15 protein-coding genes are annotated in these 15144 nt (G+C 28.6%); 13 read left to right on the forward strand and 2 right to left on the reverse strand.

Annotation, left to right across the window (positions count from 1 at the left end):
- The first annotated feature begins 14 nt into the window (after nucleotides 1-14).
- Both Q3287_RS10720 and Q3287_RS10725 read left to right on the forward strand, forming a co-directional pair.
- Nucleotides 15-731: a response regulator transcription factor gene (locus Q3287_RS10720; RefSeq protein ID WP_054277247.1), complete on the forward strand. Its 717-nt coding sequence runs from the start codon at nucleotides 15-17 to the stop codon at nucleotides 729-731.
- Nucleotides 703-3039, forward strand: coding sequence for a sensor histidine kinase (locus tag Q3287_RS10725; RefSeq protein ID WP_407964059.1), 2337 nt, complete (start codon nucleotides 703-705; stop codon nucleotides 3037-3039). Before Q3287_RS10720 ends, Q3287_RS10725 begins: the two co-directional genes overlap by 29 nt.
- A 113-nt stretch (nucleotides 3040-3152) precedes the next feature.
- On the opposite strand, the gene Q3287_RS10730 is transcribed toward Q3287_RS10725, so the two are convergent.
- Complete coding sequence (locus tag Q3287_RS10730) at nucleotides 3153-3914, reverse strand: MerR family transcriptional regulator (RefSeq protein WP_054271150.1); 762 nt, start codon at nucleotides 3912-3914, stop codon at nucleotides 3153-3155.
- A gap of 219 nt (nucleotides 3915-4133) precedes the next feature.
- Between Q3287_RS10730 and Q3287_RS10735 the strand changes: the two genes are divergently transcribed.
- On the forward strand, nucleotides 4134-4610 hold the full coding sequence (locus tag Q3287_RS10735; RefSeq protein WP_219673209.1) for an Rpn family recombination-promoting nuclease/putative transposase: 477 nt from the start codon (nucleotides 4134-4136) through the stop codon (nucleotides 4608-4610).
- Between the two features lie 97 nt (nucleotides 4611-4707).
- Nucleotides 4708-4860, forward strand: coding sequence for a hypothetical protein (locus Q3287_RS10740; RefSeq protein ID WP_009893656.1), 153 nt, complete (start codon nucleotides 4708-4710; stop codon nucleotides 4858-4860).
- A 159-nt stretch (nucleotides 4861-5019) separates the two neighbouring features.
- Here Q3287_RS10740 and rpmB read toward each other — a convergent pair whose 3' ends face one another.
- Nucleotides 5020-5208 (reverse strand): 50S ribosomal protein L28, encoded by a 189-nt coding sequence (rpmB, locus tag Q3287_RS10745; RefSeq protein WP_003416297.1) that lies wholly within the window; start codon nucleotides 5206-5208, stop codon nucleotides 5020-5022.
- Between the two features lie 360 nt (nucleotides 5209-5568).
- Between rpmB and Q3287_RS10750 the strand changes: the two genes are divergently transcribed.
- The 9 genes from Q3287_RS10750 to Q3287_RS10790 all read left to right on the forward strand — a co-directional run bounded on the left by Q3287_RS10750 (nucleotide 5569) and on the right by Q3287_RS10790 (nucleotide 15144).
- The gene (locus Q3287_RS10750; protein ID WP_021385398.1) at nucleotides 5569-5919 is read left to right on the forward strand and encodes an Asp23/Gls24 family envelope stress response protein; all 351 of its coding nucleotides are present in this window, start codon (nucleotides 5569-5571) and stop codon (nucleotides 5917-5919) included.
- Nucleotides 5920-5937: 18 nt separating this feature from the next.
- Nucleotides 5938-7581: a DAK2 domain-containing protein gene (locus Q3287_RS10755; RefSeq protein ID WP_054271148.1), complete on the forward strand. Its 1644-nt coding sequence runs from the start codon at nucleotides 5938-5940 to the stop codon at nucleotides 7579-7581.
- Between the two features lie 80 nt (nucleotides 7582-7661).
- Complete coding sequence (recG, locus tag Q3287_RS10760; RefSeq protein WP_407964060.1) at nucleotides 7662-9719, forward strand: ATP-dependent DNA helicase RecG; 2058 nt, start codon at nucleotides 7662-7664, stop codon at nucleotides 9717-9719.
- Nucleotides 9720-9777: 58 nt separating this feature from the next.
- Nucleotides 9778-10332 carry a 16S rRNA (guanine(966)-N(2))-methyltransferase RsmD gene (rsmD, locus tag Q3287_RS10765; protein ID WP_054271147.1) on the forward strand — a complete coding sequence of 185 codons (555 nt, stop codon included), beginning with the start codon at nucleotides 9778-9780 and terminating at the stop codon, nucleotides 10330-10332.
- Nucleotide 10333: 1 nt separating this feature from the next.
- A complete protein-coding gene (gene coaD, locus Q3287_RS10770) occupies nucleotides 10334-10831 on the forward strand; it encodes a pantetheine-phosphate adenylyltransferase (protein ID WP_054271146.1) in 498 nt (165 codons plus the stop codon).
- Nucleotides 10832-10834: 3 nt separating this feature from the next.
- On the forward strand, nucleotides 10835-11359 hold the full coding sequence (locus Q3287_RS10775) for a hypothetical protein (protein ID WP_054271145.1): 525 nt from the start codon (nucleotides 10835-10837) through the stop codon (nucleotides 11357-11359).
- Between the two features lie 181 nt (nucleotides 11360-11540).
- On the forward strand, nucleotides 11541-13460 hold the full coding sequence (locus Q3287_RS10780) for a BglG family transcription antiterminator (protein WP_054271144.1): 1920 nt from the start codon (nucleotides 11541-11543) through the stop codon (nucleotides 13458-13460).
- Nucleotides 13461-13472: 12 nt separating this feature from the next.
- Nucleotides 13473-13751, forward strand: a complete 279-nt coding sequence (locus Q3287_RS10785) for a PTS sugar transporter subunit IIB (protein ID WP_054271143.1) — start codon at nucleotides 13473-13475, stop codon at nucleotides 13749-13751.
- A 133-nt stretch (nucleotides 13752-13884) separates the two neighbouring features.
- Complete coding sequence (locus Q3287_RS10790) at nucleotides 13885-15144, forward strand: PTS ascorbate transporter subunit IIC (RefSeq protein ID WP_054271142.1); 1260 nt, start codon at nucleotides 13885-13887, stop codon at nucleotides 15142-15144.

The following is a 15144-nucleotide window of genomic DNA, read 5'->3' on the forward strand; positions in this document are numbered from 1 at the left end:
AAAAGGAGATTAAAATGAATTCATATAATATTTTGGTGGTAGAAGATGAGAAGGAAATAGCAGATGCTATAGAAATATATCTATTAAATCAAGGATATAATGTTTTTAAGGGGTACAATGGAGTGGAAGGGCTTAAAGTTATAGAAGACCAAGAAATACATTTAGCTATAATTGATATAATGATGCCTAAAATGGATGGAATAACACTTACAATGAAACTTAGAGAAAATCATAATTTCCCAGTAATAATGTTATCTGCAAAATCAGAGGAAGTTGATAAAATAATGGGACTTAACATAGGAGCAGATGATTATGTGACAAAGCCTTTTAAACCATTAGAGTTATTGGCTAGAGTTAATTCACAACTTAGAAGATATACTAAGTATCTAAACATGATTGGAGATAAAGAGCAAAGTGTAGAAACTAGTGACAGTGTATTTGTAATAGGTGGATTAGAATTAAATGAAAACACAAAAGAAGTTAGTATTGATGGAAAATATATAAAAACAACTCCTATAGAATTTAAAATACTAAGTTTACTTATGAGAAATGCAGGAAGAGTTTTTTCTGCTGATGAAATATATGAAAGAGTTTGGAATGAGAATGCTGTAAATACAGATACAGTCATGGTACATGTTAGGAATATAAGGGAAAAAATAGAGATAGACCCAAAAAATCCAAAATATTTGAAGGTGGTGTGGGGTGTTGGATACAAAATTGAAAAAATTTAAAGATAAATATATAGTTACTGTTATAGTTTTTATACTCATGTTATCAGCATCATTAGGTATGATTAGTCAATATTCTACTATACAAGCAGGTGCTAAAGGTGGAGCTAAGAATCCATTTGAACAAGAAGGTTTTGTAGATGATATATATAAAGGTAGTTATGTTTTATATCATAATATGAAAGAAGATCAAGAAGGTAAAATGATACAACCATCAAAGCTTTTTATAAATGAAGAGACTATAAACTATATAAAAAATGTAAGTAAAGAAAAAAACTTATATGATGGTTCAGAAAGCTATTATACAGATGATAGTATTAATGCAGATTTTAATGAAAACTTTGAAAGTTGGGAGTCTTTTATTAATAATTCAGGAAAAAATTTAAAATATTATTTGATTGATAAAGAAAAAAATTTCGAACTTTTCAATGAAGATAAAGAATTAAGGGCTCTTGATACAACAAAGAATGATAGTTCAGGAGAAAATTCTGATGAAAGTCAGGAAAAAAATACAACAATGAGCAATGAAGAGAGACAAAGTAAGCTTAAGGATATAAAGGATAATTATAGATTTTATGTTGCAATGAATTTTGATAAAGATGGAAAAGTAAATGTTGTCGATTCTTATGGAGTAAATCAAAAAGTTATTAACCAAATGTTGCTATCTAAAGCAAGAGAAGATTTAATGAATACCAATTTAGGTGGAAATTCAATTTCATATAAACTAACACCAATAAAAAATGTAACAGTAGTATATGCTGTGCCTAAAGTAATAAGCAAAGGTGATAGTACAGAGTATGGTTATGGAAGTATTTATAACAGTGATAATATAAGTGCATATATAAACAATGTAGAAAATAATTCTTATTATAAAATTTCTGGAATGATTTTAAAAATTATATTAGCTATAGTCGTGATTGTAGCTTTGGCATTCCCATATAGAAAATCTAAGGAATTAATGGGATTTGATACATTGTCAAAAATACCATTAGAGATACTTTTTATTGCTATTGTTATTGTACAGGGGATTGTAGACTTATATCCAACTGGAATAATAAGTGGTACCTTGAATGGAAATTATGTAGAGTATCTAATAAATAATGATATAAGTGCTAAAATGGCAAGTATATTGGTAAGCTTGATGAATCTAACTTATTGGTTTGTAATATTCTCAATAATATTTGTATTTATAACACTTTTAAAACATATTTTAAATGTTGGAATAAGAGAGTATTTTGTAAAGAGTACTATAACAGGAATGTTCCTTGTATGGTTTAAAAAAGTAGGAAAAAAAGCTATTAATCAAATTAGAACAATAGATTTGAAAGAAAAACCAAATAAAACTATAGTTATAATTCTTGGAGTAAACTTATTAATTATAGTTATAATGTGTAGTATGTGGTTCTTTGGGATAATACTAGCAATAATTTACTCAATAGTTTTATTTAAAGTACTATCTGATTATTCTAAAAAGACAGTATGTGAATATAATCAACTTTTAGATGTTACGAAGAAAATTTCAGATGGAAACTTAGAAGTAAATATGGAAAAAGATTTAGGATTTTTTAATCCTATAAAAGATGAACTAGGAAATATTCAAACGGGGTTTAAAAAAGCTGTTGATGAAGAAGTTAAGAGTCAAAAGATGAAAACAGAGCTTATATCAAATGTATCACATGACTTAAAAACACCTTTAACATCTATAATTACTTATATAGATTTATTAAAAGATGAAAATATAACAGAAGAAAATCGTAGATTGTACATTGATACATTGGATAGAAAATCACAAAGATTACAACATTTAATAGAAGATTTGTTTGAAGTAAGTAAGGTAAATAGTGGAGATGTACATTTGAATATAGTAAATGTGGATATTGTATCTCTAATGAAACAGACACTTTTAGAATTAGATGACAAAATTACAGATTCATCTCTAATATTAAAAAATAATTTTTCTAGTGAAAAGATAATATTACCACTGGATAGTCAGCGTACATTTAGAGTATTTGAAAATCTTATAATGAATATAAGTAAGTATGCAATGCCAAGCTCAAGAGTGTATATTGATATTTTAGAAACAGATAATAAAGTAACTGTTATGCTTAAGAATATGTCTGCAACTGAGATTGATTTTAGTGTAGATGATATAATGGAGAGATTTGTAAGAGGGGATAAGTCACGTAATACAGAAGGCTCTGGACTTGGTCTAGCAATAGCAAAAAGTTTTGTAGAGTTGCAGGGTGGAAAGATGAATATAAGTGTGGATGGTGATTTATTTAAAGTTACAATTACTTTTAATAAAAACTAAAGTAAATTTTTATAAGTACAATATTAAAATATAATTACAATTTGTTAAAATAAAAACGGTGAATCCTAATATATAGGATTCACCATTTTTGGTCTGTAGAATTGAGTGACTTACTAATTATCTCTTGTATATATTACTATAGCATCTCTCAAAAACTTTGCTAGCCCAGGCTGTTCTTTATCATAGTATGATGTAAAGCGTTCATCATATACATACATCTGCGCTAAAGAGGCATGAGCTTCCTTAGAATATGTATTCCAAGTGTAACTCAACCACTTATGATGTAATCTTGCAACTTCCTGAGAAAGTTCATTAGAAGCATCACCAGTTTTAAAAGCTTTCTTGAGTTTAGCAATTATTTCAATACTTAAGTTTTGCCAATCTTCATAATCTTGTTTAGACATATTTTTAAATTTTTTATTTGATGCATCTACTGCATCCTTACCATATTTTTCTCTAATTTCAGTTCCATAATTTTTTTCATTTTCATCAATCATTTTTTCTTTAAAACCTTCAAATTTTTCTATATCTGTCATATTGTATTTTCCCTCCCTTAAAGCTATAGTTTTATTTACATTTTCTATTAACAAGTCAATTTGTTTTCTTTTAGCTAGTAACTTGTTGTGATGTTCTTTTAATGCATTTAGACTGTCAAAAGTTGGTGAATTTATAATATTCTTTATATTTTCTAAGCTAATGCCTAACTCTCTATAAAAAAGTATCTGTTGTAGTTTATTAACTTCATTTTGACCATATATACGATAACCTGACGAATTTATTTTAAGTGGTTTAAGAAGTTCAATTTCATCATAGTATCTAAGTGTTCTAGTGCTTATACCAGCTATTTTGCTTAATTTTTGAACTGTATATTCCATGAGTAATACCTCCTATAAATTAAATATACACTTTTACGCAACGTCAATGTCAATATATTAAAATATAAAAATTCATATCTTTTAATAAAAATATAAAAAAATATCTTTACTGGATATTTTACACACAAGTGTCAATACTCACTAGTGAAAATTAAAAAAATAATATTTATAGATTTTCTTTATTGAAATATAGAGAGTCTGTAATCTAGGAGGAACTGTATGAATTTAAAAAGAAGCAACGAAAAACGAGAAGAGTATATAAGAATGTATTCAGATAAAGAAAGTTTTTTAAGTTTGATTCAAAATTTTACAAGTGTCTCAATAGCAAAAGAATTAACTCTTAAAAATATAGAGTTAGAAACATCTTTTATATGTGAATATAAAGGAAAGGAAGTTGATATAATATATAAGGTTTTTTCTAAAAATCATAAGGTATCACATTATATAGTACTGGAGTTTCAAACAGAAATGGATACTGATATTGTACCAAGATTAAAATCATATAGAGAGCAAATTTGGAAAAGCTTTATTATGAAAAAGAGTCTTGAAGAAATTGAAGACAAGAATTTTAAACTTCCCAAAGTTATACCAGTGGTTTTATATAGTGGACCTGAAAGATTAAGCAGAAAAAGAGGTATTTTAGATATGATAGAATCTATATCAGAGGAGAGTAATAATTCTAGTATAAAAAATTAAAATTACATATTATGTTTGTTGGTCTAAAATGGAAAACTATCGCATAAACTTGAATATGAAAATATTTATAGATACAAGTTCTATGTGGAGGTGTTCCATGAGAAATAACAAGTCTAAGGTATTGCTAGGAATACTATGTCTGGCAACAGGAATGGCTGTAATTTTGTCTATGTTGCTTCCTGGCTGGATTTGGTCAGCACTTACCGCATTAATACTTATTGGATGTGGAGCATTATTATTTTTTTGTTAAAATAATTTTAACTATAAAGTGTGGGGTGAGTATTGATGAAAGTAGTAACAATAAAGTTACCAAAATGGATTTCAAATATAGTCTTAAAATTCATGAGAAAGAGTAAAAATGATTAAATTAAAAAGCCTACTTACGGAAGTAGGCTTTTAAACGTGGTTACTAAGCTCTTTCAATCTTACCAGAACGTAAACATCTAGTACAAACTTTTACTCTCTTAGGAGCTCCATCTATAATCGCTCTTACGCTTCTTAAGTTAGCTGACCATGTTCTTTTATTATGTTTATTTGAGTGTGATACTTGGTTTCCAGAAACCTTACCTTTACCACATACGCTACATACTTTTGCCATCTATGCACACCTCCTTAAAATGATAACTATTTAAAGACTAAAAACATATTTATATTATCATAAATAACAAAAATTTGCAATAGAAATATATATTTGCCTTACACATATTGAAGAATTTCTTATTATCATATAAAATTATATATATAATTTTATATAAAGTAAATATATTTGGAAAATAATTATTATTTTTCTTTGAATATATATACTATAGAAGAAATTTTATCCAAAAACTTTTCTAGGTTTAAATTATACCATATTTATAGTATGATATGATTATAATTTTATATAATAAATAAGTAAAAATAGTAAAAAATAAATTAAGAAGTATTTTTAATAAAAATAAGCTTAAGGGGGTCAACCATGAGTGCAAAGGTAACGAATCAATATGGAAGTATAGAAATAGATAATCAAGTAATAGCTCAAGTCATATATAGAGCTGCAATGGAAAGTTATGGTTTAGTAGGTTTAGCGTATAAATCTAAAGGAATAGTAGAGTTATTAAAAGGCGAAAATGCTACTAAAGGTGTTAGAGTTGAAGAAGTTGAAGAAGATGCCATAGCAATAGAACTTTATGTTATAATACAATATGGTACAAATATATCTACTGTTGCCAATAATATAATAGATAGAGTAAAATATGTAGTTGAAAAAATGACTGGTGTAAGAGTCACTAGAATTGATATTAATGTACAAGGAATAAGAGTTAAGTAATTTCATAGGAGGAAACAAATGATTCAGTATATAGATGGTAAAAGGTTAAGAGAGATGTTTATTTCAGGTGCAAACAATCTCCAAAACAATAAAGATTTGGTTGACAAGTTAAATGTATTTCCTGTACCAGATGGAGATACAGGGACTAATATGTCATTAACTATATCTTATGCCTTAAAAGAATTAGCAAAAGTGGAAACTGATAACATATCGGACATAGGAAAGGCATTATCTAAAGGTTCTTTAATGGGAGCTAGAGGAAACTCAGGAGTTATACTTTCACAAATAATAAGAGGTATAGCTAAATCTATAGAAGGAAAAAGTAAATTATCAACAGATGATTTAGCAAAAGCTTTTAAAAATGGTTCAGATACAGCATATAAAGCTGTCATAAAACCAATTGAAGGAACTATACTTACTGTAGTTAGAGAAAGTGGCGAATTTGCAATAAAAGCTGCCAAAAAAGAAAAAGATATAGTAAAGTTTTTAAGTATGCTTGTAAAGGAATCTAATGCTTCATTAGAAAGAACTCCAGACCTTCTAAAAAATCTAAAAGATGCTGGTGTAGTTGACTCTGGTGGAAAAGGTCTTGTACTTATATACGAAGGAATGTTAGCTTCTATAAAGGGAAATGATATAGAAATAAAAAATGCTAACTTGGATGTTAATACTTCAGCAAGTATGGATTTTGCAAAGAGTACTACTAGTACAGATGATATAAAATATTGTTATTGTACAGAATTTATACTAGAAAGTTCTAAGGTGGAAGACACTAAAATAAGAGATATAATGATGGCTTATGGTGATAGCTTAGCAGTAGTTGGAGACGATGGAGTCATAAAGGTACATGTACACACTAATGACCCAGGAAATGTGCTTCAAGAAGCTCTAAAGTATGGTCAATTATTAACTATAAAAATAGAAAACATGAAGTTACAACATGAAAATACATTATTAGATGTAGAAGAGAAGAAAGAAAAAGAAGAGGAACCTTTAGAAGAAGAAAAAGAGTTTGGGTTTATAGCTACTTCTATGGGTGAAGGATTGGCAAATATATTTAAAGACTTTGGAGTTGACCATATAATAGAAGGTGGTCAAACTATGAATCCAAGCACAGAAGACTTTATGAATGCCATAAATAATATAAATGCTAAAAATATATTTATTTTCCCAAATAACAGCAATATAATAATGGCTGCTAATCAAGCTAAAGAATTGAGTGAGAAAAATATAATAGTTATACCTACAAAAAACACACCTCAAGGATTTGCTGCATTAGTAACATTTAATGGAGAGTTAAGTGAAGATGAGAATAAAGAAGCTATGATGGATGCTTTAAACTCAGTTAAATCAGGTCAAGTAACTTTTGCTGTTAGGGATACAGTAATGAATGAAATTGATGTTAAAGAAGGTAATATAATTGGAATTGCAGAAGGAAATTTATTATCAGCAGGAGATTATGTGGATGAAGTAACATCAAACCTTATTGAAAAGTTGGTTGATGAAGATACTGCTATAATAACATTATTCTTTGGTGAAGATGTTACAGAATCTCAAGCAAATGAACTACGTACTTCTTTAGAAGAAAAGTTTGAAGATGTAGATGTAGAATTATATTATGGAGGACAACCTCTTTATTATTACTTAATTTCAGTTGAATAATGATTATAAGAACCTGTATGACCAAGTAGCTTTTATAAAGTTGGTTGTACAGGATTTTTGTGTAGTAGGTGATATATTTGTTGGATTTATATAAAGATGTTCAATATGTTAAGGGGATAGGACCTAAAAAAGCTGATAAGCTGAATAAATTGGGAATATTTACTTTAAAAGACTTATTGTATTATTTTCCAAGACAGTTTGAAGATAGAAATAATCTAAAGAAAATAGCACAATTAGAGGATGATGAGAAAGTTACAATAAAAGCAGTCATATCAAGTATAAATACGTTTAGTCCAAAAGAAGGTATGACATTGACAAAGATTGATGTAAAAGATGAGACTGGTTCAGCTAAATTGGTGTTTTTTAACAAGAGTTATATAAAAAATACATTTCGTCCAGGTGATTCAATATTAGTTTTTGGTAAGGTTAAGAAAAAATTTAATAGTTTAGAGCTTACATCATGTGAGTTAGAGTATCTTACTAATTCACCTAAGAATACGTGTAGATTTATGCCTGTGTACCAGCTTACATATGGTGTTACAAATAAAGAAATTATGAGTATAATTAGAACAGTACTTGAAGATAAAGAACTAATTATACAAGAATATATGCCAAAGAGAATTATAGAGAAGTATAGACTATGTAATATAGATTTTGCAGTTAGAAATATACATTTTCCAAGCAATAAAGAATCATTAAAAATAGCTTTATATAGAATTGTATTTGAAGAATTACTTATACTACAACTTGGATTATTTGTATTTAAAAGTGGAAGAAATAAAGAAGATGGAATAAAATTTGAAATAAGTAAAGATTTAAAAAACATAATAAGTTCTTTACCATTTAAATTGACTAAAGCTCAAAATCGAGCATTGGATGAAATTATACAAGATATGGATTCGGATAAAATAATGAATAGGTTAGTTCAAGGTGACGTAGGGAGTGGTAAGACAGTAGTAGCCCTTTTGGCACTTGCAAATTGCGTTTTAAATGGATATCAAGGCGCTTTGATGGCACCTACAGAGATATTAGCAGGACAACACTATATTTCTCTTACTGAATCTCTGAAAGATTTTGGAATAAATGTAGGCTTATTAATAGGTAGCCTTACAAAAAAACAAAAGGATACAGTATTAGAACAAATCAAAAATAATGAAATTGATATATTGATAGGAACACATGCACTAATAGAAGACAAGGTTGAATTTAACAATATTGGTTTAGTTATAACAGATGAGCAACATAGATTTGGTGTTATGCAAAGAAGTAAGCTTTCAATGAAAGGTGCAAATCCAGATATATTAGTAATGACAGCTACACCAATACCTCGAACTTTAGCACTTATACTTTATGGAGATTTAGATATTTCTATTATAGATGAACTTCCACCAGGGAGACAACCAATAGAAACACTTGCTATCGAAAAGAATAAAAGAGATAGAGCCTATAATAACCTTGTAAGAAGAGAGGTTGAAGCAGGCAGACAGGTATATATTGTATGTCCTTTGGTAGAAGAAAGTGAAGCAATAGAAGCTAAATCAGCTGTTGAACTTGTAGAGGAATTAAGAGCTGAATATTTCCAAGATTTAAGGCTTGGCTTGCTTCATGGTAAAATGAAATCAAGTGAAAAAGACGAAGTAATGGGTCGTTTTAAAAATAAAGAAATAGATATTTTAGTATCAACAACAGTTATAGAAGTTGGTGTCAATGTGCCAAATGCAACACTAATGATAATAGAAAATGCAGAGAGATTTGGACTTGCACAATTACATCAGCTTAGAGGACGAGTTGGGAGAGGAAGTCATAAATCGTATTGTGTACTAATTTATGATTCTAAAACAGAGGTATGCAGACAACGAATGGCTATAATGGAAGAGACAAATGATGGTTTTAAGATTTCAGAGAAGGATTTAGAAATAAGAGGGCCTGGCGAGTTTTTTGGAACAAGGCAACATGGACTTCCAGAACTCAAAGTAGCAAACTTGTTTAAACATATAAAAATATTAAAGTTAGCTCAACAAGAAGCTAGATATATATTAGGTGAAGATAATAATCTACAATTGAAAGAAAATATGCCACTTAAAAAAGAAATTATAGATAAATTTAAAGATACATTGAAAGAAATTTCATTAAATTAATTTTAGATTATGTTAAAATATTATTAATGTAATAATGTGCTGAAGGGAGATTGTCATATTGAGAGTAATTTCAGGAAAAGCGAGAGGATTAAAACTAAATACTCCAAAAAATGAAGATGTAAGGCCAACTACAGATAGAGTAAAAGAATCTCTATTTAATATAATAAATTCATATATAATGGAAAGTGAAGTTCTGGATTTATTTGCTGGGACGGGTTCTTTAGGAATAGAGTGTTTATCTAGAGGAGCCAAGGCATGTACTTTTGTAGATATCAGTAAGGAAAGCATAGATATTGTTAAATCTAATATAAAAAAGGCAAGAGTTGAAAATGAAAGCATTATTTTAAATCTAGATTTTAAAACTGCTGTAGACAAGCTTAAATCACAAAATAGTAAATTTGACATAATTTTTATGGACCCTCCATATTATAAAAATATGTTTATAGAAGCTATTGAAAAAATTGATAATTCTAATCTGTTGAATGAAGATGGAATAATAGTTGTAGAACATGATACTAATGATTTGTTTCCAGACAAAATATGTAAATTAGAAAAAACTAGAGATAAGAAATATGGAAATACTACATTAACTTTTTATAAGATGGAGGCATAATATGGAAAATAAACCTAGAAAAGCTATATTTGCAGGAAGCTTTGACCCAATTACTAATGGACATTTAGATATTATTTGCAGGGCTTCTAAGTTATTTGACGAATTACAAATAGGAGTATTAAATAATCCTAATAAAAAAGGTCTATTTAGCTTTGATGAGAGAGTAAAGCTTATAGAAAAAAGTACAAGCCATTTAAATAATATAAAAGTTGTCACTTTTGATGGTTTATTAATAAATTACTGTCAGGAAAATGGGATTGGAGCGCTAGTTAGAGGTGTGAGAAGTGGTGCTGATGTTGATTATGAACTTCAAATGGCTCATATGAATAGAGAACTTAATCCAAATATAGAGACTATAATTTTACCAAGCTGTACAAAATACTCATTTATAAGCTCATCTTTGATAAAAGAGGTTTTGCTCTTTGATGCTGATATAAAAAATTTGGTTCCAAAGATTGTTTTGGAAGAATTAAAGAAAAAAACTACTGGGGGTAATTGATATATGAAGATAGATTTAGAAATGATTGAACTATTTGATCAATTAGAGGAGATATTCAGAAGTGCCTCTACGATTCCTTTCTCACATAAATGTACGGTAGATAAAGACGAAGTTTTAGCTATAATTAACGACATAAGAACTTTGATACCAGAGGAAGTGACACAAGCAGTATGGATTAATAGAGAAAGAAATAAAATAATAAGCCAAGCTAAGCAAGATGCTGCAAATATAGTTGAACAAGCAAAAAAAGAAGCTGAAAGAATACAACAAGAGTATCATGAGAATATAGAAGAGTTAAAGAAAAATTCTGAAGATGTGGTAAAAGCATATGTAGAATCGAGTGAACCTGTTGTTCAAGCAGACCAAAGAGCTAAGGAGATAGTTGAGAGAGCTGAAAGAATAGCAAATGAGATAAGAATTGGGTCAATTGAATATGCAGAAGATGTGCTTTCTAGTGTTGAGTATAATTTGAAGGAAATATTAGAAGAAGTAAAAAGAGATAAGAATGAACTTAGACCTAAAAAGTAAATTTTAAATGAATAAAGTGGGGCTATCATACAAATAATTTTAAATGATTTGTGATAGCTCTTTTTTATTATAGAAATTCTTTTAGATTAGAGTTAAAATGTGCAAAATTATAAAATCATGTGCAATTATTTGGTATGGAATTATATATAGAAAATATAGATAATAAAATTAAGGAGGTAGTATGAAAGAAAGGGCTAAAAAAATATTAGGTTTTATTATTAAAAATAATAATGTAACATCACAAGAATTACAAGAAAAGTTTAATGTATCAAAGAGAACTATTTATTATGATATCTTAGCTATAAATGAACAACTAGGAAAAAATGGTAATATAAAAAATGTAAAACACAAATTTACGTTTGAAGGTAACTTAGTTAATGCAAGAAAAATAATTTCAACTGAAGAAGATAAGTTTTTGGATAGTGACTATAGAAGAACTTTTATATTAAACAAAATATTACTTGGTGAAAAGATATCTATAGAAAAACTAACAAATGAAATGTTACTTTCAAAAAATACAGTAGTGCAGACAATAACTGATGTAAAAAAATACCTTCAGACAATGGGATTGAAACTAGAATATAATGGAAAATACAAAATTATAGGTGATGAATATGCTATTAGAGAACTATTTTTATTACTTACACAAGAAAATGTACTAGAAATTAATTGTATAAGTGAGGAAGTCACTAAATTTGATACAAAAGGATGTATAAATCTTACAGATTATTCTTTATTAAATCTAACTAAGTTTACAGAATTTGTAAATAAAAGGATAAGAGATGGGAAAACATTATACTCATATAAATACCTAAATGAAGCTAAAAAAATTAGTTACTTTAATAATTGTAAAGACCTTCTATGTGAAGAAGCAAATGAAAATGAACAGGCTTATGTATGTACTTATGTAAGTTCACTACCTAGTTTAAATAGTGAAATTAAGGGAGATGTCGTTGAAGAATATGTAGATAAACTTATAGACAAGTTTGAAGTGAATACAGCAATAAAATTAGAAAGTAAGCATGAATTTAAGAAAAATATTTTAAGACATCTACATTCTTCTTACAACAGAATAAGATTTAAGTTCCCTATTAGCAACCCCATGCTAGATGAAACTAAGTATAAACATGAGTCACTTTATAAAATTATAAAATCAATTATAGAGAATGAAGAAGAGTTTCCTATATTTGAGGGTATAAGGGAAGAGGAAATAGGGTTTATAGCAGCATACTTTGGTGGATACCTAAGAGGGTCTAGAGATAATGGTCTAAGAAGAAATAAAGTCTTATTAGTTTGTCCTAATGGTCTTATGGTATCGAAAAGCTTGGAAATACAGCTATACAAATATATACCAACTATAGAAATAGTGGGGATAGTGTCTATTAAGCAACTGAAAGAAGTAAAAGTATACTACGATTACATAATTACGACTATCGATATACAAGATGTAAGTAATGTAATAGTTGTAAATCCTCTTTTAACAGCATCAGATATTCAATTACTTATGAATAAACTCATAAGTGTAAAGGAAAATGATAAATATTTCAATCTTGAACTAATAATGCAAGTTATAAGAAAAAATGGAGTTATTAATAATGAAGAAGCACTAAAGTCTGATTTATTAAACATAATACACAAGATAGATGAAGGAGAGATGTATCAACCAATGTTAAAGGAATTAATTAATGAAGAAAGAGTTAACATAGTAAGTAGTGTTAAAGATTGGAAAGAGGCAATAAAAATAGCCTCAGAACCATTATTAGAAGATAATTCTATAGAAGAGTTATATGTAGAGAATATGATAAAATCAGTTGAAAAATATGGACCTTATATTGTTTTAGCTGACAGATTTGCTCTACCACATGCAAGTTCTAAAGAGGGAGTAAACAAGCTAGCGATGTCTTTACTTATAGTAGAAGAAGAAGTTGACTTATTAGGAAAGCCAGTAAACATATTCATGGTACTGGCTGCTATAGATAATACTACTCACATTAGAGCATTAGCATCACTATCAGAGATGATGTATGAAGAGGAAAATATAAAGTTAATAATTAATAGCAATAAAAGTTCAATACTAGAGCTTATAAATAAACAAAATTAGGAGGACTGAAAAATGAAGATATTAGCAGTATGCGGATTTGGTGTAGGTTCATCAATGGTGTTAAAAATGACAATACAAAAAGTTTTAAAGCAGTTAGATATAGAAGGTGAAGTAGAAAATACAGATATAAACTCAGCTAGAGGAACAGATTGTGACTGTATATTTACAAGTCAAGAATTATTAAATGAATTAAAAGGAACTTGCAATGTGCCAGTATATCCAGTTAAGAAGTATATGGATTTATCAGAAGTTAAAGAAGTTGTTCAAACTTTTTTAAATGATAAGAAATAGTATAAATTTTTAAAAATAAATTTAAGATAAGTAAAATAGAATAAAAGATTACTAAAACTGAAAATAGTAAGAGGGAGAGGAGGAATTTAGTGGTACAAAACTTAAATAGTTGACCTATCACTAAAAAAATATAATGCTTGATTTTATTTCAAATAATATTTTACGTAATCCATCTATGCTAATTGGATTAATAGCAGCATTTGGTCTTATATTGCAGAAAAAGAAAGCATCAGATGTCATAAAAGGGGCATTACTTGCAGCTTTCGGAATCATAATCATGGAGACTGGAACAGGCATGTTAGTCAGTTCAATAGCACCAATTAATGGAGCTTTCCAGAGTATAAGTGGTGGTGCAGTAACAAAAGGTTTAAGTGATGTCACTTTTACTGCAAGTTATGGGGGGATTATAGGTTTAGCCATGTTTGTAGGTCTGGCTCTTCACTTAATGATAGCGAGGTTTACACCTATTAAGACTATTTTTTTAACAGGTCACATGCTTTACTGGTTCCCATTTATATTTGTAGCATCAGGAGTTGAAGCGGGATTAAGTGGTGGAGTATTAATAGCCTTTGCAGCAGTATTATCAGCACTTTACTGGTCAATAATGCCTTGGTTATTGAGAAAGTATGTATTTGATGTTATTGGAGACGAGTCATTTACACTAGGACATCCATCAGGTTGTCTAGCGCTTATATCAGGATTTGTTGCTAAGTTAGTAGGAAATAAAGAAAAGTCTACAGAAGATATAAACATACCTCAAAGTATATCATTCTTTAGAGAAATATCTATAAGTGGAGGAATGGCAGTATTTCTAATGTTTATAGTTGTTGGAATAGTGATACCAGATGCGTTTAAAGATGCTAATGAATTTATTGGAACATATGCAATAAAACAAGGTCTTTCTTTTGGGGCAGGTCTTATAATAATGCTTCATGGTGTAAGAATGTTAATAAATCAAATAATGCCTGCATTCCAAGGTATATCAGAAAAAGTTGTGCCAAATGCGCTACCAGCTTTTGACTGTCCAATATTATTTAACTATAAGCCAAATGCTGTATTAATAGGATTTTTAGTTGCCATGTTAACATCTACAGCTATGATTTTAATATGTAACTACTTTAATGTATTTAATATGTTACTTATACCACTTGTTATAACTTCATTCTTTGAGTGTGGAGCAGCAGCCGTAATAGGAGAATCACAAGGAGGCATACGTGGAGCTATAATAGGTACAGCTGTAGCTGCAATATTTATGGTAGCTTTAGTAGGAGTATCTGCTGTAATTTACTCAGGTACTATTCAAAACTGGATACTAATATTTGGTGGTAATGACCTTTCTTTATTTGGCATAATCAGTAAATTTATGGGGTCATTATTTGGAGGAGTATTATAG

Source organism: Clostridioides sp. GD02404, assembly GCF_045898275.1.
GTDB classification, from domain to species: Bacteria; Bacillota; Clostridia; order Peptostreptococcales; family Peptostreptococcaceae; genus Clostridioides; species Clostridioides difficile_A.

What these genes read in the sequence shown, in the direction of transcription:
- Q3287_RS10720 (WP_054277247.1), top strand. Translation starts at nt 15, where the DNA reads ATGAATTCATATAATATTTTGGTGGTAGAAGATGAGAAGGAAATAGCA.
- Q3287_RS10730 (WP_054271150.1), bottom strand. Translation starts at nt 3,914, where the DNA reads ATGGAATATACAGTTCAAAAATTAAGCAAAATAGCTGGTATAAGCACT.
- Q3287_RS10735 (WP_219673209.1), top strand. Translation starts at nt 4,134, where the DNA reads ATGAATTTAAAAAGAAGCAACGAAAAACGAGAAGAGTATATAAGAATG.
- Q3287_RS10740 (WP_009893656.1), top strand. Translation starts at nt 4,708, where the DNA reads ATGAGAAATAACAAGTCTAAGGTATTGCTAGGAATACTATGTCTGGCA.
- rpmB (WP_003416297.1), bottom strand. Translation starts at nt 5,208, where the DNA reads ATGGCAAAAGTATGTAGCGTATGTGGTAAAGGTAAGGTTTCTGGAAAC.
- Q3287_RS10750 (WP_021385398.1), top strand. Translation starts at nt 5,569, where the DNA reads ATGAGTGCAAAGGTAACGAATCAATATGGAAGTATAGAAATAGATAAT.
- Q3287_RS10755 (WP_054271148.1), top strand. Translation starts at nt 5,938, where the DNA reads ATGATTCAGTATATAGATGGTAAAAGGTTAAGAGAGATGTTTATTTCA.
- coaD (WP_054271146.1), top strand. Translation starts at nt 10,334, where the DNA reads ATGGAAAATAAACCTAGAAAAGCTATATTTGCAGGAAGCTTTGACCCA.
- Q3287_RS10775 (WP_054271145.1), top strand. Translation starts at nt 10,835, where the DNA reads ATGAAGATAGATTTAGAAATGATTGAACTATTTGATCAATTAGAGGAG.
- Q3287_RS10780 (WP_054271144.1), top strand. Translation starts at nt 11,541, where the DNA reads ATGAAAGAAAGGGCTAAAAAAATATTAGGTTTTATTATTAAAAATAAT.
- Q3287_RS10785 (WP_054271143.1), top strand. Translation starts at nt 13,473, where the DNA reads ATGAAGATATTAGCAGTATGCGGATTTGGTGTAGGTTCATCAATGGTG.
- Q3287_RS10790 (WP_054271142.1), top strand. Translation starts at nt 13,885, where the DNA reads ATGCTTGATTTTATTTCAAATAATATTTTACGTAATCCATCTATGCTA.